20 protein-coding genes are annotated in these 24,969 nt (G+C 69.9%); 12 read left to right on the forward strand and 8 right to left on the reverse strand.

The genetic code is table 11. From position 1 onward, the window contains the following. Positions 1–5: 5 nt before the first annotated feature. A complete protein-coding gene (locus tag BKK79_RS33320; protein ID WP_071020068.1) occupies positions 6–1,127 on the reverse strand; it encodes a muconate/chloromuconate family cycloisomerase in 1,122 nt (373 codons plus the stop codon). A 109-nt stretch (positions 1,128–1,236) separates the two neighbouring features. Here BKK79_RS33320 and BKK79_RS33325 point away from each other — a divergent pair, with 109 nt between their 5' ends. The 6 genes from BKK79_RS33325 (at position 1,237) to pcaD (ending at position 6,407) form a co-directional block, all read left to right on the forward strand. Next, positions 1,237–2,142 carry a LysR family transcriptional regulator gene (locus BKK79_RS33325; RefSeq protein WP_071020065.1) on the forward strand — a complete coding sequence of 302 codons (906 nt, stop codon included), beginning with the start codon at positions 1,237–1,239 and terminating at the stop codon, positions 2,140–2,142. A gap of 228 nt (positions 2,143–2,370) precedes the next feature. Next, on the forward strand, positions 2,371–3,714 hold the full coding sequence (locus BKK79_RS33330; protein ID WP_071020062.1) for a short-chain fatty acid transporter: 1,344 nt from the start codon (positions 2,371–2,373) through the stop codon (positions 3,712–3,714). Between the two features lie 77 nt (positions 3,715–3,791). Further along, a complete protein-coding gene (locus BKK79_RS33335) occupies positions 3,792–4,088 on the forward strand; it encodes a YciI family protein (RefSeq protein WP_071020060.1) in 297 nt (98 codons plus the stop codon). 54 nt (positions 4,089–4,142) lie between these two features. After that, positions 4,143–5,189, forward strand: a complete 1,047-nt coding sequence (locus BKK79_RS33340) for a cyclase family protein (protein ID WP_071040541.1) — start codon at positions 4,143–4,145, stop codon at positions 5,187–5,189. A 103-nt stretch (positions 5,190–5,292) separates the two neighbouring features. After that, entirely contained in the window at positions 5,293–5,577 is a 285-nt protein-coding gene (gene catC, locus BKK79_RS33345; RefSeq protein WP_071020058.1) for a muconolactone Delta-isomerase, read from the forward strand. Positions 5,578–5,627: 50 nt separating this feature from the next. Continuing rightward, positions 5,628–6,407: a 3-oxoadipate enol-lactonase gene (gene pcaD / locus BKK79_RS33350; protein ID WP_071020055.1), complete on the forward strand. Its 780-nt coding sequence runs from the start codon at positions 5,628–5,630 to the stop codon at positions 6,405–6,407. A 139-nt stretch (positions 6,408–6,546) separates the two neighbouring features. Here the strand turns inward: pcaD and BKK79_RS33355 are convergent, their stop codons facing one another. From BKK79_RS33355 to BKK79_RS33385, 7 genes are all read right to left on the reverse strand, one after another. Then, positions 6,547–7,359: a MetQ/NlpA family ABC transporter substrate-binding protein gene (locus BKK79_RS33355; RefSeq protein WP_071020053.1), complete on the reverse strand. Its 813-nt coding sequence runs from the start codon at positions 7,357–7,359 to the stop codon at positions 6,547–6,549. A 206-nt stretch (positions 7,360–7,565) separates the two neighbouring features. After that, positions 7,566–9,104: an efflux transporter outer membrane subunit gene (locus BKK79_RS33360; RefSeq protein ID WP_071039992.1), complete on the reverse strand. Its 1,539-nt coding sequence runs from the start codon at positions 9,102–9,104 to the stop codon at positions 7,566–7,568. Then, a complete protein-coding gene (locus tag BKK79_RS33365; RefSeq protein ID WP_071020047.1) occupies positions 9,101–10,069 on the reverse strand; it encodes an efflux RND transporter periplasmic adaptor subunit in 969 nt (322 codons plus the stop codon). The genes BKK79_RS33360 and BKK79_RS33365 overlap by 4 nt, the downstream gene beginning before the upstream one ends. Beyond that, on the reverse strand, positions 10,066–10,275 hold the full coding sequence (locus BKK79_RS33370; protein WP_071020044.1) for a DUF1656 domain-containing protein: 210 nt from the start codon (positions 10,273–10,275) through the stop codon (positions 10,066–10,068). Before BKK79_RS33370 ends, BKK79_RS33365 begins: the two co-directional genes overlap by 4 nt. Then, positions 10,275–12,260, reverse strand: a complete 1,986-nt coding sequence (locus BKK79_RS33375) for an FUSC family protein (RefSeq protein WP_071020042.1) — start codon at positions 12,258–12,260, stop codon at positions 10,275–10,277. Before BKK79_RS33375 ends, BKK79_RS33370 begins: the two co-directional genes overlap by 1 nt. Positions 12,261–12,264: 4 nt before the next feature. Beyond that, the gene (locus tag BKK79_RS33380) at positions 12,265–12,741 is read right to left on the reverse strand and encodes a MarR family winged helix-turn-helix transcriptional regulator (protein WP_071020039.1); all 477 of its coding nucleotides are present in this window, start codon (positions 12,739–12,741) and stop codon (positions 12,265–12,267) included. Positions 12,742–12,966: 225 nt separating this feature from the next. Beyond that, positions 12,967–14,214: an MgtC/SapB family protein gene (locus BKK79_RS33385; RefSeq protein ID WP_071020036.1), complete on the reverse strand. Its 1,248-nt coding sequence runs from the start codon at positions 14,212–14,214 to the stop codon at positions 12,967–12,969. A gap of 186 nt (positions 14,215–14,400) precedes the next feature. Between BKK79_RS33385 and BKK79_RS33390 the strand changes: the two genes are divergently transcribed. From BKK79_RS33390 to BKK79_RS33415, 6 genes are all read left to right on the forward strand, one after another. After that, positions 14,401–15,954 carry a bifunctional aminoglycoside phosphotransferase/ATP-binding protein gene (locus tag BKK79_RS33390; RefSeq protein ID WP_071040542.1) on the forward strand — a complete coding sequence of 518 codons (1,554 nt, stop codon included), beginning with the start codon at positions 14,401–14,403 and terminating at the stop codon, positions 15,952–15,954. A gap of 240 nt (positions 15,955–16,194) precedes the next feature. Next, a complete protein-coding gene (locus BKK79_RS33395; RefSeq protein ID WP_071020035.1) occupies positions 16,195–17,175 on the forward strand; it encodes an HlyD family secretion protein in 981 nt (326 codons plus the stop codon). Between the two features lie 3 nt (positions 17,176–17,178). Then, complete coding sequence (rbbA, locus tag BKK79_RS33400) at positions 17,179–19,965, forward strand: ribosome-associated ATPase/putative transporter RbbA (RefSeq protein ID WP_071039993.1); 2,787 nt, start codon at positions 17,179–17,181, stop codon at positions 19,963–19,965. A gap of 2 nt (positions 19,966–19,967) precedes the next feature. Then, positions 19,968–21,095 carry an ABC transporter permease gene (locus BKK79_RS33405; protein WP_071020029.1) on the forward strand — a complete coding sequence of 376 codons (1,128 nt, stop codon included), beginning with the start codon at positions 19,968–19,970 and terminating at the stop codon, positions 21,093–21,095. A gap of 74 nt (positions 21,096–21,169) precedes the next feature. Further along, positions 21,170–22,633: a TolC family protein gene (locus tag BKK79_RS33410; protein WP_232346382.1), complete on the forward strand. Its 1,464-nt coding sequence runs from the start codon at positions 21,170–21,172 to the stop codon at positions 22,631–22,633. Positions 22,634–22,811: 178 nt separating this feature from the next. Beyond that, positions 22,812–24,881, forward strand: a complete 2,070-nt coding sequence (locus BKK79_RS33415; RefSeq protein WP_071020027.1) for a putative bifunctional diguanylate cyclase/phosphodiesterase — start codon at positions 22,812–22,814, stop codon at positions 24,879–24,881. Positions 24,882–24,969: the final 88 nt, after the last annotated feature.

Below are 24,969 nucleotides of genomic sequence, written 5' to 3' on the forward strand. Positions count from 1 at the left end.
GCGGCTCAGGCGGCGCGCCGGTAGAACTTGAGCTTGTCCTCGTCCAGGACCAGGCCGAGGCCCGGGCCTTCGGGCAGATGGAGGCTGAAGTCACGGTAGGCCGGGCGCTCGACGACGATGTCGTCCTTGAGCAGCAGCGGCCCGAACAGTTCGGTGCCCCAGGCCAGCTGCGGCAGCGTGCAGAAGCCATGGGCGGCGGCGATGGAGCCGACGCTGCCTTCCAGCATGGTGCCGCCATACAGCGCGATGCCGGCCGCATCGCCGACCGCGGCGGTGCGCAGCATGGCGTGGATGCCGCCGGCCTTGGCGATCTTCAGCGCGAACACGTCGGCGCCGGCGATGCGCGCCAGCTCCATGGCGTCTTCCGGGCCGCACACCGCCTCGTCGGCCATGATCGGTACCACGAAGCGCGCCGCCAGCCGGGCCAGCGCGCCACGGTTGTCGCGCGGCGTGGGCTGTTCGATCAGGTCGATGCCGGCAGCTTCCAGCATGGCGATGCCGGTGGCGGCTTCGGCCTCGTTCCAGGCCTGGTTGACGTCCACCGTGATGCGTGCGCGCTCGCCCAGTGCCCGCTTGATGGCCGACACGTGTGCCACGTCCTCGCGCAGCGCGCGGCGGCCGATCTTGAGCTTGAAGGTATCGTGGCGGCGTTGCGCCAGCAGCGATTCGGCTTCCTCGATATCGCGGCCGGTATCGCCGCTGGCCAGGGTCCACAACACCGGCAGCGTCGGCCGCACGGCGCCGCCGAGCAGTTCCACCAGCGGCACGCCGAGGCGCTTGGCCTGCGCGTCGAGCAGCGCGGTCTCGATGGCCGACTTGGCGAAGCGGTTGCCGCGCGCCACCTTGCCCAGGCGCTGCATGGCGCCGTGGACATTGGTCGCATCGACGCCGGCCAGTGCGGGGGCCAGGTAGGTGTCGATGGTCAGCTTGATGCCTTCCGGGCTTTCGTCGCCATACGACAGGCCGCCGATGGTGGTGGCTTCGCCGATCCCCTCCACGCCGTCGCTGCAGCGCAGGCGCACGATCACCAGCGTCTGCCGCTGCATGGTCGCCATGGCCAGCTGGTGGGCCCGGATGGTGGGCAGGTCGACCAGGATGGCCTCGATCGCGCTGACGCTAGCTTTCATACCTGAAGGATTGGGTTTGGACGTTGAAAGAATGACCTCCGCAGTATGCAGGTTGACTTTGTGAGTGTCCAAGACCGATCATGTCTCGAATGATACCTTGGAGGTATGAGTGGAGCTTCGCCACCTGCGCTATTTCCAAGCGGTCGCAGAGGAGCTGAATGTGACGCGCGCCGCCGCGCGGCTGCACATCGCCCAGCCGCCGCTGTCGCGCCAGATCCGCCAGCTGGAGGACGAGATCGGCGTGCCGCTGTTCGACCGCGTCGGGCGCGGCCTGCGCCTGACCGAGGCCGGGCGCTTCCTGCTGGAGCAGTCGGTCCAGCTGACGGGGCGCATCGAGGAGGTGGTGGAGGGCACCCGCCGCATCGGCCAGGGCGACAAGCGCTGGTTCGGCATCGGCTTCGTGCCCTCGGTGCTGTACGGATTCCTGCCCGAACTGATCCGGGAACTGCGTGCCGCCGATGCCCAGGTCGAGGTCGGCTTGTCCGAGCTGATCACGGTCCAGCAGGTGGAGGCCTTGAAGGCCGGACGCATCGATATCGGCTTCGGCCGCATCACCCTGAACGACCCGGCCATCTCCCGCGCCGTAGTGATGGCCGAGCCGCTGGTGGCCGCCCTGCCGGCGGCACATCCGGCCAGCGGGCAACCGTCCTTGTCGCCCGAGGCGCTGGCGCGCCAACCCTTCATCCTCTACCCGGCCCGCCCTCGCCCGAGCTATGCCGACCACGTGCTGGGCCTGTTCCGCGCGCGCGGCCTGCAGTTGCGCGTGGTGCAGGAAGCCAACGAGCTGCAGACGGCGCTCGGGCTGGTCGCCGCAGGGCTGGGCATCACCCTGGTGCCGGCTTCGGTGCAGCGCCTGCATCGCGACGATGTGCGTTACCAGGCGATCGATGCGCCCGGCTTCACTTCGCCGGTGATCATGAGCTACCGCGCCGGCGATCGCTCGCCATTCCTGGCGCGCGCCATCGCCTGGGTCGAGCGGCAGGCCAAGCTGCACGCCGCTGCGCACGACGCCTGATACGCGCGTCGCGCGGTGCCGCCCATCGTTTGCTGCATAGCAACAATTCCAGCAGCAATGCCTCGTGAATTCGGGGATTGTTGCAGGATCTGATCGCAATATGCCAATGCATTGACTTGACCGGCCGGTCGGATATCTCTAGCATCCTCGCACTGCCGCAATATGTTCGCAATGAGAACATGAGTTCTATATGCGGCAATTCCAAGTTGACTTGTCTGGGGACACAGAGTGAACAAGATCGCCGGGTTCTTCACGGAACTGATGCGCCGGTACCTGCCGGATCCTTTCGTTTTCGCCATCGGCCTGACGCTGCTGACCATGGTGATGGCCATTGCAGTGGAGGGACAGCCGGTTCCCGCCGTGATTACCAGCTGGGGCAAGGGTTTCTGGAGCCTGCTGGCCTTCACCACGCAGATGGCCGTCATCCTGGCCATGGGCTATGTGCTGGCCACCGCGCCGCTGACCGACCGCCTGCTCGACCGCATCGTCGGCGCGGTGCGCACGCCGCGCACCGCCATCATCGTCGCCACCCTGGTGGGCGGCATCGGCAGCTACCTGAACTGGGGCTTCGGCCTGGTGATCGGTGGAATTGTCGCCAAAAAGCTGGCAACGCGCGTCAAAGGTGTGCATTACCCGCTGATCATCGCGGCAGCCTATAGCGGTTTCACGCTCTACGGACTGGGCCTGTCGGCCAGCATCCCGGTGCTGATCTCGACCAAGGGCCACCCGATGGAGAAGCTGATGGGCGTGGTGCCGCTGTCGGAGACCATCTTCTCCACGCCGATGCTGCTGACCAGCCTGGTGGTGATCGTCACCCTGCCGCTGCTGAATGCCTGGCTGCATCCGCGCAACCCGGCCGACATCGTCGAGATCCGCCCCGCCGCCAGCGACGGCCAGGACGAGGGCGCCGCGCCGGTGCACAGCATCGGCGGCGAGAACACGCTCGCCAGCCGCCTCAACAACAGCCGCCTGCTGAGCCTGCTGATCGGCCTGTGCGGCATCGCCTATGCCGTATTCCATTTCCGTGACGGCGGCTCGCTCGACCTGAACCTGATCAACTTCTTGATCCTGTTCCTGGGCGTGCTGCTGCTGGGTACGCCGGCCCAATACGTGGCCAAGCTGAACGAGGGCATCAAGACCATTTCCGGCATCATCCTGCAGTACCCGTTTTATGCCGGCATCATGGCGATCATGGCCGGGTCGGGCCTGGTCGACAGCATTTCGCGCGTGTTCGTCGACATCGCCACGCCGCAGACGCTGCCGTTCTGGGGGCTGATCAGCTCCTTCGTGATCAACTTCTTCGCGCCGTCGGGCGGCGGCCACTGGGTGATCCAGGGCCCGTTCATGATCGATGCGGCCAAGGCGATCGGCAGTTCGGTCAGCCAGACCTCGATGTCGGTGATGCTCGGCAATGCCTGGAACGACCTGGTGCAGCCCTTCTGGATCCTGCCGGCGCTGGCGTTGTCCAAGCTCAGCCTCAAGGACGTGATGGGCTACACGGTCATCATGATGTTCTGGGTCGGCCTGGTCTACATCGGCGCCATGCTGCTGTGGGGCGCCCAGATCGGCTGAGCCAGGAGGGCGGCCGCCTGCGCGGCCGCCGCTGCTACCCGAGGCGGCTCAAGGCCGCCGCCACCAAGGAGACCCGCATGCCTTTCCTGATCGAAACCTGGGACAAGCCCGACCACCAGGCGGTGCGCCAGGCCCACCGCCCTGCCCACCTCGACTACCTGGAACAGAACAAGGCCCTGCTGCTGGCCAGCGGCGCCAAGCTGCACGACGACGGCGGCGATGCCGGCGGCGGCATCTACATCGTCGACCTGCCGACCCGCGAAGCGGCCCAGCAGTTCATCGACGCCGATCCGTTCGCCCGCGCCGGGCTGTTCGCCGAGGTGCGCGTCACGCGCTGGCGCAAGGCCTATCTCGACGGCCGCTGCTTCCTCTGACACCGGCGCGCCGCGCCCGCTCCCTGTTCCATGACCGACGCGACCCTGCCACCCATGCGCTGGAAACATCGCCCAGAAGGGGCCAATTGGGGCGACTTCGGCCCTGACGACCAGCTCGGCCGCCTCAACCTGATCACGCCGGAGCGGATCCGCGCGGCGGCGGCCGAGATCCGTGCCGGCCATACTTTCTGCCTGTCGCTGCCGCTCGATTTCCCGGGCGGCAACGCCCTCAATGCGCGGCGCAACCCGCCGCGGCTGCGGCCCACTTTCCGCGACGGCGCCGCCTACGTCAATTTCCCGCTGGCCAAGCTGGAGCCGGGTGCCGTCGACGTGCTCAGCGACGACCAGGTACTGCTGTCGCTGCAGTACTCGACCCAATGGGATGCGCTGGCGCACGTCGGCGCCCTCTTCGATGCCGACGGCGATGGCATTGCCGAGCGTGTCTACTACAACGGCTACCGGCCCAACCAGGACATCGTCGGCCCGGTCGACTATCCCGAAGCCGCCGCCTTCGCCGACCATCCCTGCGGCCACGAGCACAGCCACGCGCACGCGCTCGGCATCGAGCGCGTGGCCGAGCACGGTATGCAGGGCCGGGGCGTGATGGTCGACCTGGCCGAGTATCACGGGCGCGAGTTCCGCACGATCGGCTACGACGACCTGATGCGTGTGCTGGAGGCCGATGCCGTCGAGGTGGAGCCCGGCGACATCCTGGTGCTGCGCACCGGCTTCGCCGAGATGGTGCTGGAGATGCAGCGGCAGCCTGACGCCCACGCGCTCCACCACAGCTGCTGCGCCCTCGACGGACGCGATGCCCGCCTGCTGCAGTGGATCACCGATTCCGGCATCGCCGCGCTGGCGGCGGACAACTACGCGGTCGAACGCTACCCGGCCCGGCCGGCACCCGATCCGGCGCCGCGCCTGCCGCTGCACCATCATTGCCTGTTCAAGCTCGGCCTGCCGCTCGGCGAGCTGTGGTACCTGCGCGAGCTGGCCGCCTGGCTGCGCACGCAGCGGCGCACTCGCTTCTTCCTGACCGCCCCGCCGCTGCGGCTGCCCGGCGCCCTGGGTTCGCCCGTGACGCCAGTCGCGACCGTCTAGTATCCTGCGTGGCCGATGCTGCCGATGCACACTGCCCCAGGACACCCGCAACCTGCCGGCCGCCGGGCGCGGCCGCTTCATCCCCTACCGCAAGGAGCTTCGCATGCTGTTCATGGCCCAGATGACCGTCCGTATTCCCCATTCGCTCGACCCGGCCTTCGTCGAGCAGCTCAAGGCCGACGAGAAGGCGCTGTCGCAGCAACTGCAGCGCGAAGGCAAATGGCGCCACCTGTGGCGCGTGACCGGGCAGTACGCCAACGTCAGCATCTTCGACGTTGCCTCGAACGATGAACTGCACACGCTGCTGACCTCGCTGCCCCTCTACCCCTACATGGACATCACCGTGACGCCGCTGGCACAGCACGGCTCGGCGATCGTCCAGAACTGAGCGGGCGCCGGCGCCCGCATCCTTCCACTCCAACCATTCCGTACGCGACCATGCCCTACGCTGACCTTCCCGGCGTCCGCCTGCACTACCGCCTCGACGGCGATGCCGGCCTGCCCGTCCTCGTGCTGTCCAACTCGCTCGGCACCAACCTCGACATGTGGACGCCGCAGGTCGCCGCATTCAGCAAGCATTTCCGCGTGCTGCGCTATGACACGCGCGGCCACGGCGCTTCGTCGGTGCCGGCCGGCCCCTACCAGGTGGAGCAGCTCGGCGCCGACGTGATCGGCCTGCTCGACGACCTGCAGATCGAGCGCGCGCACTTCTGCGGCCTGTCGATGGGCGGCATCACCGGCATGTGGCTGGCGCTGGCGCATCCGCAGCGCTTGTCGAAGCTGGTGCTGTGCAATACCGCGGCCTATATCGGCCCGCCGGAAAACTGGACCAACCGCGCGGGCGCGGTCGAGCGCGACGGTGTCGGCTCCATCGCCCCGGCCGTGGTCGACCGGTGGCTGACGCCGGATTTCGCCGCCAAGCGCCCGGAACTGGTCAAGTACCTGCGCCAGATGCTGAGCGCCACCGATGCGCGCGGCTATGCCGCCAACTGCCTGGCTGTGCGCGACGCCGACCTGCGCGAGCGGGTGCGCGACATCCAGCTGCCGACGCTGGTGATCGCCGGCTCGGGCGACCTGCCCACCCCGCCGCGCGACGGCCAGTACCTGGCCAAGGCGATCCCGGGTGCGCGCTATGTGGAACTGGAAGCCGCCCACATCTCGAACCTGCAGCAGGTCGAGCCCTTCACGCGGACGGTGCTGGAGTTCCTGCAGGGCTGAGGCCCGCCGCGGCTGGCGCGGCAAGGTAAAAAAAGGCCGGGCATGTGCCCGGCCTTCTTCTTTTTTCCGTGTTCGCTTCCATCGGCGCGGACCCTGGCCGAGGCCCCAGGTCCGCGCCGCGCCGTGCAGCGCCGTGTCGTCAGAACGACGGCACCATGGCGCCCTTGAACTGGCTCTTCATGAACTGGCGCACGTCTTCCGACTGGTAGGCGGCCAGCAGCTTCTTGACCCAGGGCTTGTCCTTGTCCTGCGTGCGCACCACGATGATGTTGGCGTAGGGGCTGCGGATGTCCTCCAGCGCGATGGCGTCGTGGGTCGGCTGCAGGCCGGCGGCCAGCGCATAGTTGGTGTTGATGGCGGCGGCGGCCACGTCCGGCAGTGCGCGCGCAAGCTGGGCGGCGTCAAGCTCGACCAGCTTCAGCTTCTTGGGGTTCTCGGCGACATCCAGCGGCGTGGCGTTGCTGCCGTTGGTGCCGGCACCCGGCTTCAGCTTGATCACACCCTGCGCGGCCAGCAGCAGCAGCGCGCGGTTCTCGTTGGACGGATCATTGGGAATCGCGACGCGGGCGCCTTGCGGCAGGTCCTTGGTCGCCTTCACCTTCTGCGAATAGATGCCCAGCGGCGAGATATAGGTGAAGCCCACGCTGGTCATCTTGTAGCCGCGCTGCTTGATCTGGCTGTCCAGGTAAGGCTGGTGCTGGAAGCTGTTGGCCTCCAGTTCGCCGGCGTCCAGCGCGGCGTTCGGCTGCACGTAGTCGTTGAACTCGATCACCTTGACGTTCAGGCCTTCACGCTTGGCCACCTTCTGCACCACCTTCCACACGTCGGCGTCGGGGCCGCTGACGGTGCCGACGCGGATGGTCTGCTCCTGGGCCGCGGCGCTGCCGGCGACGGCGATGCCGAGGGCGGCGACCAGGAAGGTAAGGGTCTTGGAAATCGCGGAAACGCGCATGGGAATCTCTCTTGTCTAGTCAGCCGGCGCGGATGGCGCCGGACCCCGCCTGCCGACGGCCGGGGGCGCTTGCTGAGCGCCCCCGGCCCCGCGCGGCGCGCCGATGGGCGTGCCGCCGGAATGGCCAGGACAGGACGGGAACGGGAAGGAATCACGATATGTGAGCCATCCGGCGCTTGGTGGCGCCGGACAGGCCACAGGGTACCTCAATGCGTGCCGGCCGTGGCGCCCTCGTGGTCGCTCTCGTGGTCGCTCTCGTGGTCGCTCTCGTGGTCGCTCTCGTGGCGCGAGCGTTCGGTGGCGAGATGCTCGTGGACCTTGGGTGCCCCCTGCCAGCCGCCGCCGAGGGCGAGGAAGAGGCTGATCTGGTCCATCGCCACCTGGCCGTCCGAGGCAGCCAGCGCGGCGTCGTTGTTGGCGAGCGTCCGATCGGCGTCGAGGCTGTTCAGGTAGGGCGCGCGGCCGGCCTCGTACAGCAGCCGGTTCTGGTGCGCGGCCTGGTCAGCCTTGTCGCGCGCGGCCCGCAGTGAGGCATTGCGCTCCAGTTCGTGCGTGTAGGCGCTGAGGGCCGTGTCGGTCTCGCGCAGGGCCTTCAGCACCACCCCGTCGAAGTGCGCCAGCGCGGCGTCGGCGCCTGCTTCCATATTGTGGATGCGCGCCCGGGTGCCGCTGGTGGGGATATTCCAGGTGATCGCAGGACCGATGCCCCAGTGCGCCGTCTGTGCCTGGCCCAGGTGATCCAGGATGCCGGTGAAGCCGGCCGAGGCGCCGATGGTGATGGACGGATACAGATCGGCGGTGGCCACCCCGATCTTGGCGGTGGCCGAGGCCAGCTCGCGTTCGGCCTGGCGCACGTCGGGGCGGCGCTTGAGCAGCGCCGCGCCGTCGCCGACCGGCAGGGCCTGGCTCAGCTTGGGAATCGCGTGGCAGGCATAGTCCTGCACGGCACCGGCGGCGGGCGGCTTGCCCAGCATCACCGCCAGGCGATAGGCGGCGGCTTCCCGGCCCGCGCGCAGCCTGGGCAGCGCGGCGCGCAGGCTGTCGGCCTGCGACTGGGCGCGCAGCAGGTCAAGCGGCTGTCCGCGGCCCGCCTCGACCAGGCGGCGCGTCAGCTCGACGCCGCGTTCCTGCAGTGCGAGCTGGTGCTCGGCCACTGAGAGTTCATGCGAGGCGGCGCAGCCTTCCACATAGGAACGCGCGGTCTCTGCGGCCACGACCACGCGCGTCTGGTCGAGCGCGGCCTGACTGGCCTGGGCGCCGGCCAGTGCGGCCTCGTCGGCGCGGGCCAGCTTGCCGAAGAAATCGATCAGGTAGGACACGCCGAAGCCGACGTTGCCGAAATTCATGACCGGAATCTTCTCTTCATGCAGCAGCGGTTCGGCCGCGATCTCGCCACGCTGGGCGCCCGCCTCGACCCGTGCCATCGGCAGGTTCTCGGCTTCGACCTCGTGGTAGGTGGCGATGGCGCGGCGCAGGTTGGCAGCGGCCACGCGCAGATCGGTATTGGCGGCCAGGGCTTCCTGTACCAGCGCGTCGAGCCGCGGATCGTCGTACAGGCGCCACCAGCCGTCCGGCACGGGGGCGATCGAGACGGCCGGGTTGCCGGCGCCGGGCAGCGGGCCGTTGGCTTCCGGCGACTTGACCGCGGCTTGCTCCGGCAGGTGATAGTCGGGGCCGACCGTGGTGCAGGCGGCGAACAGCAACGGCGCCAGCGCCGGAATCAGGGCTAGCGTAAAGCGTTTCACTGGATGGACTCCTGCTTGCCGGCCGGGGTCTGGGCGACCGCATGGCCGGACTGGGGGGCGGCGCCGGCGGCGGCCGGGGCCGCATCGCCCTTGCCGCCGCGCGCTTCTTCGACCGACACAGTGGCCGTGCGGCCCGCCACCAGGCGGATATCGGCCGGCATGTCGTCCAGCGCGATGCGCACCGGCACGCGCTGCGCCAGCCGCACCCAGTTGAAGGTGGGATTCACGTTCGGCAGCAGCGAGGAGCCGGCGCTGCGGTCGCGGTCCTCGATACCGGCCGCGATGCTCTGCACGTGGCCGCGCAGCACCTGCGACTCGCCCATGATGCGGATGCGCACCGGGCTGCCCAGGTGGATGCCGCCGAGCTTGGTTTCTTCGAAATAGCCTTCCACGTGGAAGGACTGCTCGTCGACCATCGACATCACCGGCTTGCCGGTGCTGACGTAGTCGCCCAGGCGCGGCAGGCGGTCGTTGACGTAGCCATCGACGGGGCTCAGCACGCGCGTGCGCTCCAGGTTCAGCTTGGCCAGGTTGACCGCGCTCTCGGCCTGGGCCAGCGCTGCCTCGCCCTGCTGCACCTTGGCCAGCCCTTCTTCCACCACTTCCTTGGCGACGATGTCCGACAGCTTCTGGCTGCGTGCCGCCTCGCGGCGCGACTGGCCCAGCGTGGCGCGGATCGCCGCCGCATTGGCCTCGGCTTGCTGCAGCGCCAGGGCGAAGCGGTCGCGGTCGATCTCGAACAGCGCGTCGCCGCGCTTGACACGCTGGTTGTCCTTGACCAGCACGCGGGTGACCAGGCCTGACACGTCGGGGGCGATCTGCACGACGTCGGCCCGCACATGTCCGTCGCGCGTCCACGGTGCGATCGTGTAGTAGTCCCACAGGTGCTTGGCGACGACCGCCGCTCCGGCGGTCAGGGCCAGCGTGAGCACGACCGGCCCGATGGATTTCAGTCTGAGTTTCATGATTGCAGATGCGTCGCCAGCCACACCACCCCACCCAGGATGAGGGCGTACAGCGACAGGTTGAAGAGGGAACGGTGCCAGACCAGCCGGTAGAAGCCCACGCGCGACAAACCGGCGCGCAGGCCCGCCATGATCACGAAGGCCAGCAGCATCCACACCAGCAGGCTGGGAACGTAGACGCCGTAGAGGTTGACTTCACCGCTCATCATTGCTTCCCGTTGACGGGAGAGGTTGAAAACAAGGCCACTTCCATTTCGACGAGGGCCGACATCGCCGTACGCGAGGCCTGGTCGGCCCGCTCGGCCACCCCCTGCATCGCGCGCATCAGGCGCCGCTGCAGAGCTTCCGGCGGTGCGTCGGCCTTGGCTTCGAGGCGGTCGCGGTAATAGCCGGCCACGCTTTGCAGCACGCGGCGCACTGCATGCTGGGAGGCCTCCGGCAGCGCCGGCAGCTCGCGCTGCAGCGCCAGCGTGCTCAGTTCCACCCGTACCTCGGTGAAACCGTCGGTGGAGCGCTCGTTCTCGCTGGCCGCCAGGCGCGGCACCAGTTGCGCCAGCCGGTCCAGCATGCGGGCGCGCAGGTGGTCGTGCTCATGGGGAGCGCGTCCGGTGGCATTGCGCGCGATGTCGCCCCAGCTTGCCCGCACCAGGCGGCGTGCCGCCGCGGCGGTGCCGAAGGGCCGGACCAGCAGCGTCCACACCAGCGCGAACAGAATGCCCGCCACGCCGGCCACGTTGGTGTTGAAGAAAGTCTGGAAATCGGCGTTGTAGCTGCCTTGCAGGCCGATGTCGGTGGCCGTGACCATGGCCAGCGGCACGGCGATCAGCGCCAGCCTGGGTTGGGCGATCATCACGCCGAACAACAGGTAGGGGATGGCGAACATCGCCACCAGCATCTCGAAGTCGTGCGCCCGCGGCAGGATCATGAACAGGTAGACCATGGCCAGCAGCACGCAGACCACGTTCCAGATGAAGAAGGAACGGATCATCGGCGCGGGTTCGTCCAGCGCGGCGAAGAAACAGCAGGACACCGCGCCCAGGGCCACCGCGCTGGCGCCGTCGGCCCAGCCGGACAGGATCCAGACCATGCCCATGCAGAAGATGCCCAGCGCGGTGGTGCCGGTGGAAAACAGCAGCATGCCGTGGTCGTAGTGGCGTGCCGCGCCGACGTTCCAGCGCCGGAATACGGGCTGCCAGTCTCCGGCCGGCGCGGCTTCACCCAGGCGCCGCTGCAGTGCCACGCAATCCTGCCACAGGGCGGTCAACTCGCGCAGCCGCTCGTAGGCGGTGGACGCCACCGCGGTTGCCAGCGCAGGCGGTGTGTTCTCCTCGAGCGCGGGAGGGGCCGCGGCCTCGCCGCGGATCCAGGCGGAAACGGCGGTCATGCGGGCGGCCAGCTGGTCCGGTACGCCGGCTTCGTCGCGCTGCATGGTCTCGACCAGGCTGGCCAGGGAGGCCAGCACCGGCAGCAGCATGGTCATGCGGCCGCGCAGTTCCTTGGCATCGCGGATGCGCGCGGCGGTCTCGGTGTCGTAGGAAAGCTGGCTGATCAACTGGTCGAGCGCCAGGATGTCGGCGGCCATGCGGTGCCGGCTCTGGTGAAGCGATACCGCCGCACCGGCATCGCGCAGCGACAGCATGTCGCCGGCCCACTGCGCCGCGTCGCCCATCCACTGCGCCAGGCGGTCGCGCAGCACGTTGGAGACCTTGGCGGGGAAGACCACGGCGCCGACCACGCTGGCGCAGATGATGCCCAGGCAGATCTCTTCGGAACGTGCGATGGCCAGGTCGAAGACGCCGCCCGGGTGGTCCACTGCCGGCAGCGCCACCATCGGCAGCGTGTAGGCGGCCAGCATGAACAGGTAGCTGCGCGGGGAGCGGTCGAGCAGCGCCACGTAGAGCAGCACCGCGACCCAGACAGCCACTGCCGCCATCAGCAGCGGTGGCGTATTGACCAGCGAGGGCACCAGCGCCACCGAGGCGGCCGCGCCCAGCAGCGTGCCGAGCACGCGGTACATGGATTTGGAGCGGGTCGCGCCGGTCAGCGGGTGCGCCACCACGTAGACGGTCGCCATGGCCCAGTAGGGGCGCGGCAGGCCGATGTAGAGCGCGATGAACAGGGCCAGCATGGAGGCCACGAAGGCCTTGGTGGAGAAGATCCAGTCGCGCGCGGACGGCCAGGTACTGCCCATCACGTCAGGCCTCCTGGCTCGGTGCCGGGCTCTGCGGCACGACCACCGAATCCGCGGCGCGCGCCAGGGCATCCAGCACGCGCAAGGCGCCCTCGAGGTCCTGCGCCGGGATGTGGGCGAAGACCTGCGAGCGGATGCGCTTGAGGTCCACTTCGATCTTGGCCGCCAGTTCCTCACCTGCCTCGGTCAGCCACAGGGCATTGGCACGGCGGTCGCTGGCGTCCACCTCGCGGCGTACCAGGCCCGCGGCGCTCAACTGGTCGAGCAGGCGCACCAGCGAGGCGCCTTCCAGGCCGACGTAGTCGGCCAGCGTGACCTGGCGCACCCCTCCTCCGAGGCGGCGGATGAACAGCAGGGGGCCGGCGGCGGCGGCGGAGATGCCGTAGGACGTCACGGCTGCCTGGGAGATCTGGCGCCACTGTCTCCCTGCCAGCATCAGCTGGCCGGTAAAGGCAAAGCGCAGCGCGTCTATCGAGTTCATGGGCAGAATGATAGTTGTGAAATAATTAGAATGCAAACTATTTTTGTGGCATTGCAGCAACCGCGGCCGCCGACCTGCCATCCGGGTGCGGCAAGCCGTGGCGCGCACATTCTGCGTGTAACCTATCGCGCACATCACGCGCGTCACGCGCATCACGCACGTTTGATCGCAACATCCTTCTGCCGTCCCGCCGCATCACCGGCAGGCCCCGTACCCTGCCCGCGTTCAGGAGAGCGACAGCGCCGCGAGGGTCCCAAGCCAGGTGGCCCCGGCGGCGGCCACCAGCCCGGCGCCTACCTGCAGCGCGAAGCGGTATCCCCCGGCCGCCGTGGCCAACCCGATCTTGGTGAGGGTATTGGTGCTGAACGCCGCCAGCACGGGCCACATCGCGCTGCCGACCGGCAGCCGCCCTGCCGCCACCTGGGCACCGATCGAGGCGGTGGCGGCGTGGGCATCGGCAAAACCGGCGACGGCAGCCACGGCGACCAGGGCCGTTGCGCCGAGCCAGGCCTGCGCCGCGGCGGCCAGCCACAGCAGGAATGCCGTCATCAAGGCAAAGCCGGCCGCCACGCGCCAGTCGAAGGCCCGGCCTTGCGGTGACTCTTCCGGCGCTTGTTCCGCATGCGTGGAGCGCCAGGCCCAGAGGCCGCCGAAAGCGGCGATCACCGCCAGCCCGGCCGCGAGCGGGATGGCAAGCTGGCGCAAGGTGGCGAGGCTGGTGGCCGCCAGCAGCAGGATCATCTGCACGAAGGTGGACACCGTGGACAGCAGCGCCGCGGCGACCGCCGCTTGCGCCTTGTCGGGCTCCTTGCGCGCCAGCGCCGCCATGCTGGCGATGGTGGCGCTGCTGGAGACGAAGCCCCCGAACAGGCCGGCCATCGGCAGCCCGAGCTGGCTGCCCAGCCAGCGCACGGCGATGTGGCCGGCGGCGCCCATCAGCATCACCAGCACGGCGATCAGCCACAGTGTGTGCGGGTTCCAGGCCTTGAACGGGCCGAGGTAACGATCCGGCAGCAGCGGCCAGACCACCAGCGCGGCGGCGGCCAGTACCAGGGCGTCACGCAGTTCCTGCTCACTGAGGATCTGGCGGGCGAAGTGGTGCAGCCAGGCCTTGCCGTGCAGCAGTAGCAGCACCACCGTGGCGGCGCCCGCGGCCAGTGTGGCCTCGCTGGTGGCGAGTGCGCCCAGCAGCACCACGCACAGCAGCGCCAGCTCGGTGGTCATGCCGGGATCGCGATCCGAGGTGCGGTGGTAGGCCAGGCAGGCCAGCGCGCCCGTCGCCAGCAGCACGGCGGGCAGCACCAAGGGACCGGGCAGGCGCGCGGCCACGGCACCTGCGAGGCTGGCGACGGTGAAGGTGCGCAGGCCGGCCGGCACCTGTTCGTCGCCACCGGCATTGCTGCGCTCGCGCTCGAGCCCGATCGCCAGGCCGATGCCCAGTGCCACAGAAAATGCCACGTAGTCGTGTTCCATCGCATCTCCGTTGCGCCGCGGTGCGCATCGCGCCCGCCAGGACCCACAGGCTACCTTGACTCCGCCCGTCCGTATATGCGCCGGGCCGCACGTTGCGCCCGCCCTTGATGCTTCTCAAGAAAGCGGCCGCCCTTGTCTCCTACCATGACCGCAGGCCCGCGCGGCGGGCACGGCTCGGAGGATGGCATGGACGATGGCGCACTGACGCGGGCCCTGATGCACGGCGCGGCCTATCCGCACGCGGCGCCCGGGGTGCGCTGCATCGAGACCCATCTTTCGCGCGTGTTCCTGGCCGGCGAGTATGCCTATAAGGTACGCAAGCCGGTGCGCTTCGATTTCGTCGATTTTTCCACGCTGGCGGCGCGGCGCGCCGATTGCGAGGAAGAACTGCGCCTGAACCGCAGGCTGGCCGGCGCGCTGTACCTGGACGTGGTGCCTATCGCGGCCGTCGCCGGCGGTGCGGGCGGGCATGAGGACCGGGAAGCGGACGGCAATACGCCGGTCCGCCTTGGCGGCAGCGGCCCGGCCCTGGACTATGCCGTGCGCATGCGGCGTTTCGCCCAGCACGACCTGCTGGCCGCGCGCGTGCAGGCCGGCAACGTGGACGGGGCGATGATGGACGCGCTCGGCCGGCGGCTTGCCGATTTCCACGCGGACGCGCCGCGCTGCGGCAGCACGGACGCCACCGACTACGGTACGCCCGCGCGCGTTGCCGCCACACTGGAAGAATGCCTGCAAGGCGTCGCACGCCTGGCCGACGCCGACGGCGCGGAGGCCATCCAATGCCTGGACCGCGCCATGCGCTCGGAGGCGCTGCGCCTGGCGCCGGCCATGGCGGCGCGGCGCCGCAGCGGCCATGTGCGGGAGTGCCATGGCGACCTGCATCTCGGCAACGTCGTAGTCGTCGACGGCGAGGCGCTGCCCTTCGACTGCCTGGAGTTCAATGCCGGCCTGCGCTGGATCGATTCCATCAGCGATACCGCCTTTCTCTACATGGACCTGATCCACCATGGACGGCGCGACCTGGCCTACCGCTTCCTCAATGCCTACCTCGAACGCGGCGGCGACTATGCCGGGCTCGGCCTGCTGCCTTTCTATGCCGCACTGCGGGCACTGGTGCGCGCCCGCGTGGGACTCGAACGCAGGCACCAGTGCGCGGCCGCCGGCGCGGACGCCGCGCCCGCGGCCGGCTGGCGCGCCCTGCTGGAGCTGGCCGAGACGCTGCTGTCCAGGCGCCGCGGCGCCATACTGCTGATGCACGGCCTGTCCGGCAGCGGTAAGTCCACCGTGGCGGCACGGCTGGCCGAGCGGGGCGGCATGGTGCGTGTGCGTGCCGATGTCGAGCGCAAGCGGCCGGGCGCGCCACCCGCCGGCGGCTGGTATGCGCCGGCCGCCGGCGCCGCGACCTACCGGCGCCTGCTGGCCGCGTGCCGCCTCGGGGCCTGCGCCGGCTTTCCGATGATCGCCGACGCCACCTTCCTGGCGCGCGCGCGCCGCGAGTGCTTCGCCGCACAGGCGGCGCGGCTGCGCCTGCCCTTCGTCATCGTCCACTGCGAGGCGACGGTCGACACCCTGCGTGCGCGCATCTCGGCACGGGCCCAGGCGCGCAACGATCCGTCCGATGCCGACCTCGAGGTGCTTGGCCGGCAGTTGCGCGAGCAGGAGCCGCTGTGCGCGGCCGAGCTTCGCGCCACCACCAGCGCGAGCGATGCGGACACGCTGGCGGCGCGCTTCGCCTGAGGCGGCGCCGGTGCGGCGGATCCCGGCGGCAGACCGTGCCCGCCGGAGCCGAAAACCGAGGCAAGACTCTACGACTCGCTTGCCGGCAATCAAAGACACGGCATTGCCGGCCGCTGCCCCCTCGGCGTGGGGCTTGTGCAGCGCAGCGCGAAGTGTAGGATGGAGCGCATCGCTTGATCGTGGCAGCACCGGCGCCGAGCCGGTCCCACGGCATTCCTGCAACGATCCGACAGGTGGTGAATGAAGAACCGATTCCGCTGGGCCCTCCTTGGCCTGCTCGTCATCCTGCTCGCGGGCGCGGGCTTCTGGTGGGAAACCGCCCACCGCACGCGCTGGCCGGCGGATATCGCTTACGCCAACGGCCGTCTGGAAATGGCGAGGGTCGACGTCGCCGTCAAGTATGGCGGCCGCGTGGTCGAGCTGCCGGTGCACGAAGGCGACGTGCTGGCGGCCGGGGCCCTGGTGGCCCGCCAGGACGACAGCGAACTGCGCGCCCAGCTGGCGGCGGCCAATGCAGCCCGGGCACGCGCGGCCGACGCGATGCTGCGCGCCCGCGCCGAGACCGATGGGCGCGCCGCACGCCAGCGCCTGGCGCGGCTGGAATGGTCGGAAACCGTCAAGCTGTTCGACGAGGGCCAGGTCTCCGCAGTGGAACGCGACCGCCGTCGCCTGGCCCTGGAGGGTGAACAGGCGGGCGTCGACGGGGCACACGCCGCGCTGGGCGAAGCCCGCGCGGCGGAGGCCGAGGCCGAGGCCCAGATCGCGCGGCTCCAAGCCGTGCTGGACGAGACCGCCGTGCGCGCGCCGGTGGCCGGGCGCGTCGAGTACCGCGTGGTCGAGGTCGGCACGGTACTGCCGGCCGGCGGCCGCGTCGCCTCCATGCTGAATCCGGACGACATCTACTTCACGATCTTCCTGCCGGGCCCGCAGGCAGGCCGGCTCGCCATCGGCGCCGCGGCCCGTATCCTGCTGGATGCCTTCCCCGGCGAGGCCATCCCGGCCAGGATCGGCTATGTCGCCAGCGAGGCCCAGTTCACGCCGAAATATGTCGAGACCGAGGGGGAGCGGGCCAAGCTGATGTATCGCGTCAAGCTGCAGCTGCCGGTCGAGGTGGCGCGGCGGCTGGCGCCGCGGCTGAAGGCGGGCATGACCGGCGCGGGCTATGTCCGGCTGGATGCGGCCCGGTCCTGGCCGCCGGCACTCGCCGTGCGCGGGGAATAAGGGATGGCCATGAGCGGCGGCGCGCTGCCGGGCGCCATCGAGATCACCGGGCTCGCGCACCGCTACGGCGCCGTGCAGGCGCTGGAGACGGTGTCGCTGACGCTGCCGGGCCAGAGCACCATCGGCCTGATTGGTCCCGACGGTGTCGGCAAGTCGACCCTGCTGGGGCTGATCGCCGGCGTCAAGCGCATCCAGCAAGGCCAGGTGTCGGTGCTGGGCGCCGACCTGCGTGAGCGTGCCCGTCGCGAGGCGATCCTGCCGCGCGTCGCCTTCATGCCGCAGGGCCTGGGCCGCAATCTTTATCCCACGCTGTCGGTCTACGAGAACGTCGACTTCTTCGGCCGCCTGTTCGGCCTGGACGGCGCCGCGCGCGCGGCGCGCATCCGGCGCCTGCTCGAGGCCACCGGCCTGGCGCCCTTCCCCGACCGCCCGGCCGGCAAGCTGTCGGGCGGCATGAAGCAGAAGCTCGGCCTGTGCTGCGCGCTGGTGCACAACCCCGACCTGCTGATCCTCGACGAACCGACCACCGGCGTCGACCCGCTGTCGCGGCGCCAGTTCTGGACCCTGGTGGACGAGCTGCGTGCCGAGCAGCGTGGCATGACGGTGATCGTGGCCACTGCCTATATGGAAGAAGCCCAGCGCTTCGAGCACCTGGTGGCCATGGACGCGGGCCGCGTGCTGGTCAGCGACAGCACCGCCGCCGTGCTGCAACGGGCCGGCACCCGCGACCTGGAGCAGGCCTATATCTCGCTGCTGCCACCGGCCCGGCGCGGCGACGGCGCCGGCCTGCAGATCCCGCCGCGGCCGCCCGTGGACGGTGAGCCGGCGATCGAAGCCGAAGGCCTGACACGCCGCTTCGGCGACTTCGTCGCGGTGGACCACGTCAGCTTCCGCATCGAGCGCAGCGAGATCTTCGGCTTCCTCGGCTCCAACGGCTGCGGCAAGACCACCACCATGAAGATGCTGACCGGCCTGCTCGATGCCAGCAGCGGCAGCGCGCGCCTGCTCGGCCAGCCGATCGACGCCACCGACATGCGCACGCGCATGCGTGTCGGCTATATGTCGCAGTCCTTTTCGCTCTATGAAGAACTGAGCGTGCGGCAGAACCTGGACCTGCATGCCCGCCTCTACCGCATGGAGGGTGAACAAGCGCAGCAGGCGGTCGCGCAAGCGCTGGACGGCTTCGAGCTGGCCCCCTATGCCGACGAGCGTCCGGCGGCGCTGTCGCTGGGCATCCGCCAGCGCCTGCAGCTGGCGGCCGCCTGCCTGCACCGGCCCGAAGTGCTGATCCTGGACGAACCGACCTCGGGCGTCGATCCCGGCGCGCGCGACATGTTCTGGCGCCACCTCGTCAAGCTGTCGCGCGAAGCGCGCGTCACCATCTTCGTCTCCACCCACTTCATGAACGAGGCGGCGCGCTGCGACCGCATCTCCTTCATGCACCGCGGCCGCGTGCTGGCGGTGGGCACGCCGGAGGCATTGCGCCGGCAGCGCGACGCCGCCACGCTGGAAGATGCCTTCGTCGACTACCTGATGGAAGCCGAGGGGCAGGATGCGCCCGCGGCCACGCCTGCCGCAGCCGCTGCCGGGACCAAGGCCACCACCGGGCCGGCCGGCCACGGCCTGCCGGGCGGCGACGCGGCGGCACCGGCGCCATCTGCCCTGGCCGCGCCACTGGCGCGCATCTGGGCCTTCGCCCGGCGCGAGTCGATCGAACTGGCGCGCGACAAGCTGCGGCTGGCCTTCGCCATCCTCGGTCCCGTCATCCTGCTGCTGGCGGCGGCATGGAGCGTGTCCTTCGACGTCGAGAACGTCCGTTTCGCCGCGCTCGACCGCGACCAGAGCCTGGCCAGCCGCGAACTGCTCGAACAGTTCGCGGGTTCGCGCTATTTCGTGCCGGCCGGCACGGTGCGGGACGAGACCGAGGCGCAGCAGGCGCTGCGGGCCGCGCGCGCCTCGCTGGTGGTGGAAATCCCGCCGGACTTCGGCCGCGAGCTGCTGGCCGGCCGCCGGCCGGAAGTCGCCTTCCATATCGACGGCTCCAGTCCCTTTCCGGGCGCCACCGTGCGCACCTACGCCAACGCCGTGCTGCTCGGTTACGTGCAGGCGCGCGCCCGCGCCCTGCCGGTGGCGGCGCCCGCGCTGCCAATGGGTGTGGAGACGCGCTTCGTCTACAACGAGCAGTTCCGCAGCATCTACGCCATCTCGCCGGGCATCGTCATGCTGGCATTGATCCTGATCCCCACCATGCTGACCGCGCTCGGCGTGGTGCGCGAGAAGGAGATGGGCTCGATCACCAATCTCTATGCCTCGCCGGCCGGCGTCGGCGAGTACCTGCTGGGCAAGCAACTGCCTTATGCCGGCCTGGCGATGGTGGCTTACCTGGCTCTGGTGGCGTTGACCATCACGGTGCTGGGGGTACCGCTCAAAGGCTCCTTCCTGGCGCTGTCGCTGGGCGCGCTGCTGTTCATCCTGGCCGCCACCAGCCTTGGCCTGCTGGTGTCGACCTTCGTGCGCTCGCAGGTGGCGGCCATCTTCGGCACCGCCATCCTGTGCCTGATCCCCTCGGTCAACTTCTCCGGCCTGCTCTACCCGGTCTCCACGCTGACCGGCAGCGGCTACTGGGTCGGGCTGGGCTTCCCGTCGTCCTGGTTCCAGCTGGTCAGCCTCGGCAGCTTCACCAAGGGGTTGGGCGCGGACAGCTTCGGTGCCATGTACCTGGCGCTGCTGGGCTTCGCCCTGGCCTACCTGGCCGGCGCGCGCTGCCTGTTGCGCAAGCAGGAGGCCTGACCGTGCGCCAGTGGCTCAAGAACGTCGCCCGCCTCAGCCGCAAGGAGATCTTCAGCCTGTTCAGCGATGCCACGCTGATGATCCTGATCGTGTTCGCCTTCACGCTGGCGGTGGTCTCGGTGGCCAAGGGGATCAAGGCGGAGGTCTCGAACGCCTCGGTCGCCATCGTCGATGGTGACCAGTCGGCCTTGTCGCGCCACCTGCGCGACGCCATCCAGCCGCCCTACTTCAAGCCGCCGGTCGACGTGGACCGGCGCGCCATCGACGCCGAACTGGACCGCGGCCGCTATATCTTCGCCATCGAGATCCCGCCGGACTTCGAAGCCAACGTGCTGGCGGGGCGATCGCCGTCGCTGCAGGTGCTGGTCGACGCCACCGCCATGACCCAGGCCGGACTGGGCGCGGCCTACCTGCAGGAAATCCTGACCGGCGAGACCCTGGCCTTCCTGCGCGCGCGGAACCTGCAGGCGCAGCTGCCCGCGGTGGCGGTGATGCGTGTCCAGTTCAACCCCAACACGGAATCGTACTGGTTCACCTCGACGATGCAGATCGTGGTCAATATCACCGTGCTCTCCATCATCCTGGTGGGCGCGGCGGTGATCCGCGAGCGCGAGCACGGCACCATCGAGCACCTGCTGGTGATGCCGGTGCGCGCCAGCGAGATCGCGGCGGCCAAGATCATCGCCAACGGCTCAGTGATCTTCCTGGTCTCGCTGCTGTCGCTGTGGCTGGTGGTGAATCTCTGGCTGCGGGTGCCGCTGCAAGGCTCGCTGGCCTTGTTCGCCCTCAGCACGGCGCTCTACCTGTTCTCGGTGACTGCGCTGGGCATGTGGCTGGCCACGCTGGCGCCGGCCATGCCGCAGTTCGGCCTGCTGGCGGTGCCGACCTACGCGGTGGCCTACCTGCTGTCGGGCGCGGCCACACCGGTGCAGAGCATGCCGGCAGCGATGCAGCCGGTGGTGCAGTTCCTGCCTACCACGCAGTTCGTCACCCTGACCCAGGCCATCCTGTTCCGCGGCGCGGGGATCGACATCGTGTGGCCGCAGCTGCTCGGGGTCACCGCCGCCGGCGGGCTCTTCCTGGCGCTGGCGCTGGCGCGCTTCCGCGCCATGCTGGCGCAGCAGGGCTGAGGCCGGCAACGGCCGCCGCCCTCACCGAACCCACCGAACCCACCGAACCTACGGAATCCATTCGGAGCAAGCTAGTGAAGCAGACCAAGGCAAGATTCGCGGCAGGTGCCGCCGCCCGGCCGGAACCCGGTGCCGCGCTGCTGGCGGTCGCCGCCGCCTGCCTGATGGCCGCCTGCAGCACCGTCCAGGTGGACATGCCGGCCGCGCCGGCCGCGCCTGCGGCCTTCCAACAGGTGCCGCAGGCCGGCGGCAGCCAGGCCGACCTGGCACGCTGGTGGCAGGATTGGCACGACCCTGAACTCACGCGTCACGTCGAAGCCGCGCTGCGTGCCAACACCGACCTGCGCGTCGCCCGCGCGCGGGTGCTGGAGGCCCGTGCCTGGGCCGCCGTGGCCGATTCGGCCCGCTATCCCACGCTGGCGGCACAGGCCGGTGCGGCACGTGGCTTCGGCGACCTGCGCAGCCCGTCGCCGGTGCCGGACCGCTCGCCCGACCTCGAGGCCTATGCCGGCGGTGTCAGCGCCGCCTGGGAGGTGGACGTGTTCGGGCGCCGCGCCAGCGATGCCGAGGCCGCCGCCGGCATGGCCCTGGCCGCCGAAGAGCAACTGCACGGCGTGCAGCTGGCCATTGCCGCCGACGTGGCTCAGAACTACCTCGAAGCGCAGGGGCTGCAACGGCGCCTGGCCCTGCTAGACCGCAGCCTGGCGACGCTGGGTGAACTGGAGCGCTATGTCCAGGCGCGCTTCCGTGCCGGGCAGGCACTGGGCTACGACCTGGAGCGGGTGCGCGAGCAGGTTTCGGCGCGCGAGGCGGAGCGGCCGGTGCTGCAAAGCCAGATCGAGGTGCGCCAGCGCCGCCTGGCGGTGCTGGAGGGGCAGGCGGCGCAGTCGGCGCCTGCGCTGGGCGAGCCGGGGCCCTTCCATGTCCCGCCCGTTCCTGCCGGCGAGTTGCCTTCGTCTGTGTTAGATCGGCGACCGGACGTGCGCGCAAGCGCCGCCCTCGTCCGTGCGCAGGCCGCCCGCCTGGGCAGCGCCAAAGCCGAACTGCTGCCGCGCTTCTACCTCAGCTTCGTCGGGCTGGACGGACGCATCCGCATCGACGGCCTGCCCGCGCTCAGCGGGACTGGCGGACTGCTCGGCGTCGGGGTGGACCTGCCGCTGTTCAACGCCGGCCGCATCCGCTCCACCATCGCCGCCAACGACGCCCGCTTGCAGGCGGCCCTCGCGGAACACGACAAGACCGTGCTGCGCACCCTGGAGGAGGTCGACAGCGCCTATGGCGTGCGCAGCGGCCTCGACCAGCGCGAAGCCCGCCTCGGCGGCACCCTTGCCATCGCCAGGCGCAACGCCGACCAGTCCCGGCGGCTCTACGAGGCCGGGCGTCGCACGTTCGAGGACGTGCTCTCAGCCCGCCTCGGCGCCCTGCAGCGCGAGGACGAACTGTTGCAGGCGCAGACCGGACAGGCGCTCGCCACAGTCCAGCTCTACCGTGCCCTGGGCGGCGGCTGGTCGCCCGCGGCCGGCGCCGCCGCGGGCTGAGGCTGGCGCGCAACGGCCGGCCAGCGCTGCCGACCCGCCTGCGGCATTCGGTGTCACAATGGCGGCCGCATCGCCCGGCGGCAAGCCGCCCGGCGCCTGCCTGGTGTGCTGAGCCGACGGGCTCCAGGCACCCGCCGAACCCGAACACGCGATCCCGCGCCCTGTCTCGCCGCCGTCCATGCTTGCCTCCAGCTACGATCAACTGCTTGTCCTGTTCTCCGTGCTGGTGGCCATGCTGGCCTCGTATACCGCGCTCGACCTGGCCGGCCGGCTGACGGCGGCGCGCGGGCGCGCCGCGCAGATGTGGCTGCTGGCCGGCGCCGTGGTGATGGGACTGGGCATCTGGTCGATGCACTTCGTCGGCATGCTGGCGTTCCGCCTGCCGATCCGCCTGGGCTACGATCTGCCCATCACGCTGCTCTCACTGCTGATCGCGATCGGCGCATCCGGCTTCGCCCTGCGCCTGGTGACGCTGCCCTCGCTGCCGCCGAGCAGGCTCGCGCTCGGGGCGCTGCTGATGGGCGGCGCGGTGGCGGGCATGCACTATACCGGCATGGCTGCCATGCGCATGCGGCCGGGTATCGACTATGAACCTTGGTGGTTCGCGCTCTCCCTCGTCATTGCCGTGGCCGCCTGCGGCGCCGCCTTGTGGATCGCCTTCCGGCTGCGCCATCAGGGCCGCCATACCCATCGCCTGCGCGTCGGCGCGGCCGTGCTGATGGGCCTGGCCATCGCCGCCATGCATTACACCGGCATGGCGGCTGCGCGTTTCCCGCTGGGCACCATCTGCGGGGCTGCCACCGATGGCCTGGCGGGCGAGGCGCTGGCGCTGCCCATCCTGGTGATCACCATCTGCGTGCTCACCATGGCGCTTCTGACCTCCATCCTCGACCTGCGCATGGAGATGCGTACCGCGGTGCTGGCCGCATCGCTGGCCGCCGCCAACGAGGAGTTGAGCTATCTCGCCCTGCATGACAAGCTCACCAAGCTGCCCAACCGCGCCCTGCTTGAGGACCGCTTCGAGCAGGCACTGCGCTCCGCCGCGCGCACCCGCAGCCGGCTTGCCATCCTCTTCATCGACCTGGACGGCTTCAAGGCCATCAACGACTCCTTCGGCCACCAGATCGGCGACCAGGTGCTGGCCGAGGCGGCCGGGCGCATCCGTGCCAGCGCGGGCGCGGGCGACATCGTCGGGCGGCTGGGCGGCGACGAGATCGTGCTGGTGAGCCAGTCGGATGCGCCGGAGGATGCCGGCGCGCTGGCCGCCCGCATTCTCGGCAGCCTGCGCGATGCCATCACGGTGTCGGGACACGCGCTGCATATTTCGGCCAGCATCGGTATTGCCCTCTATCCGGACAATGGCACCGACCAGCGCACGCTGCTGCGCAACGCCGATGCCGCGATGTATCACGCCAAGGCCTCCGGACGTGACACCTGCTGCTTCTTCACCCATTCGATGAATGCCGACGCCCAGGCGCGCCTCGAGCTGGCGCAGGACCTGCGCATGGCTCTCGAACGCCACGAACTGGAACTGCACTACCAGCCCAAGTTCCAGGCGCCCGACAACACCGTCTGCGGTGCCGAGGCGCTGTTGCGCTGGCGCCACCCGCGCCGCGGGCTGCTGTCGCCCGACCAGTTTCTCGCCCTGGCCGAGAAGACGGGCCTGATCCTGCCGATCGGCACCTGGGTGCTGGACGAGGCCTGCGCCCAGCTGGCGCGCTGGCATGCCGAGGGGCGGGCGCAGCTGACCATGGCCGTCAACCTGAGCGCCACCCAGTTCTGCCATCCGGCGCTGGTGGGCACGGTGCGGGCGGCCATCGAACGCCACGGACTGGCGCCGCAGTGCCTGACCATCGAGATCACGGAATCCACGGCGATGCGCGATGTCGAGACCAGCCTGGCCATTCTCCAGCGGCTTGACGAAATGGGCGTGCGCATCGCCATCGACGATTTCGGCACCGGCTATTCCAGCCTGCTCTACCTCAAGCGGATCCCCGCCAGCGAGCTCAAGATCGACCGCGGTTTCGTGCGCGAACTGGCGCAGGATGGGGAAGACGCCGCGATCGTCTCGGCCATCATCGCGCTGGGTCAGACCCTGAACCTGAAGATCGTCGCAGAAGGGGTCGAAACCACCGCCCAGCAGGACTTCCTGACCCGGCTCGGTTGCGACACGCTGCAGGGCTACCTGCTCGGCGCACCGGTTCCTGCGGTGGATTTTCCTGGCCAGGCCATCCCTGCCGCCGCCTGATGGCAGGCGTCCGGCAGCCGCGTGCGTCTTGCCAGGATACCTGCCCGCACCAGAATGACGCTCCACCCACCCGTGGGGTGGTCCATAA

Origin of the sequence: Cupriavidus sp. USMAA2-4, from assembly GCF_001854305.1 — a bacterium.
Lineage (GTDB): Bacteria > Pseudomonadota > Gammaproteobacteria > Burkholderiales > Burkholderiaceae > Cupriavidus > Cupriavidus malaysiensis.

What these genes read in the sequence shown, in the direction of transcription:
- BKK79_RS33340 (WP_071040541.1), top strand. Translation starts at nt 4,143, where the DNA reads ATGCGCTGGAAACATCGCCCAGAAGGGGCCAATTGGGGCGACTTCGGC.
- BKK79_RS33365 (WP_071020047.1), bottom strand. Translation starts at nt 10,069, where the DNA reads ATGAAACTCAGACTGAAATCCATCGGGCCGGTCGTGCTCACGCTGGCC.
- BKK79_RS33375 (WP_071020042.1), bottom strand. Translation starts at nt 12,260, where the DNA reads ATGGGCAGTACCTGGCCGTCCGCGCGCGACTGGATCTTCTCCACCAAG.
- BKK79_RS33320 (WP_071020068.1), bottom strand. Translation starts at nt 1,127, where the DNA reads ATGAAAGCTAGCGTCAGCGCGATCGAGGCCATCCTGGTCGACCTGCCC.
- BKK79_RS33385 (WP_071020036.1), bottom strand. Translation starts at nt 14,214, where the DNA reads ATGGAACACGACTACGTGGCATTTTCTGTGGCACTGGGCATCGGCCTG.
- BKK79_RS33380 (WP_071020039.1), bottom strand. Translation starts at nt 12,741, where the DNA reads ATGAACTCGATAGACGCGCTGCGCTTTGCCTTTACCGGCCAGCTGATG.
- BKK79_RS33335 (WP_071020060.1), top strand. Translation starts at nt 3,792, where the DNA reads ATGCCTTTCCTGATCGAAACCTGGGACAAGCCCGACCACCAGGCGGTG.
- BKK79_RS33395 (WP_071020035.1), top strand. Translation starts at nt 16,195, where the DNA reads ATGAAGAACCGATTCCGCTGGGCCCTCCTTGGCCTGCTCGTCATCCTG.
- BKK79_RS33355 (WP_071020053.1), bottom strand. Translation starts at nt 7,359, where the DNA reads ATGCGCGTTTCCGCGATTTCCAAGACCCTTACCTTCCTGGTCGCCGCC.
- rbbA (WP_071039993.1), top strand. Translation starts at nt 17,179, where the DNA reads ATGGCCATGAGCGGCGGCGCGCTGCCGGGCGCCATCGAGATCACCGGG.
- pcaD (WP_071020055.1), top strand. Translation starts at nt 5,628, where the DNA reads ATGCCCTACGCTGACCTTCCCGGCGTCCGCCTGCACTACCGCCTCGAC.
- catC (WP_071020058.1), top strand. Translation starts at nt 5,293, where the DNA reads ATGCTGTTCATGGCCCAGATGACCGTCCGTATTCCCCATTCGCTCGAC.
- BKK79_RS33390 (WP_071040542.1), top strand. Translation starts at nt 14,401, where the DNA reads ATGGACGATGGCGCACTGACGCGGGCCCTGATGCACGGCGCGGCCTAT.
- BKK79_RS33370 (WP_071020044.1), bottom strand. Translation starts at nt 10,275, where the DNA reads ATGAGCGGTGAAGTCAACCTCTACGGCGTCTACGTTCCCAGCCTGCTG.
- BKK79_RS33415 (WP_071020027.1), top strand. Translation starts at nt 22,812, where the DNA reads ATGCTTGCCTCCAGCTACGATCAACTGCTTGTCCTGTTCTCCGTGCTG.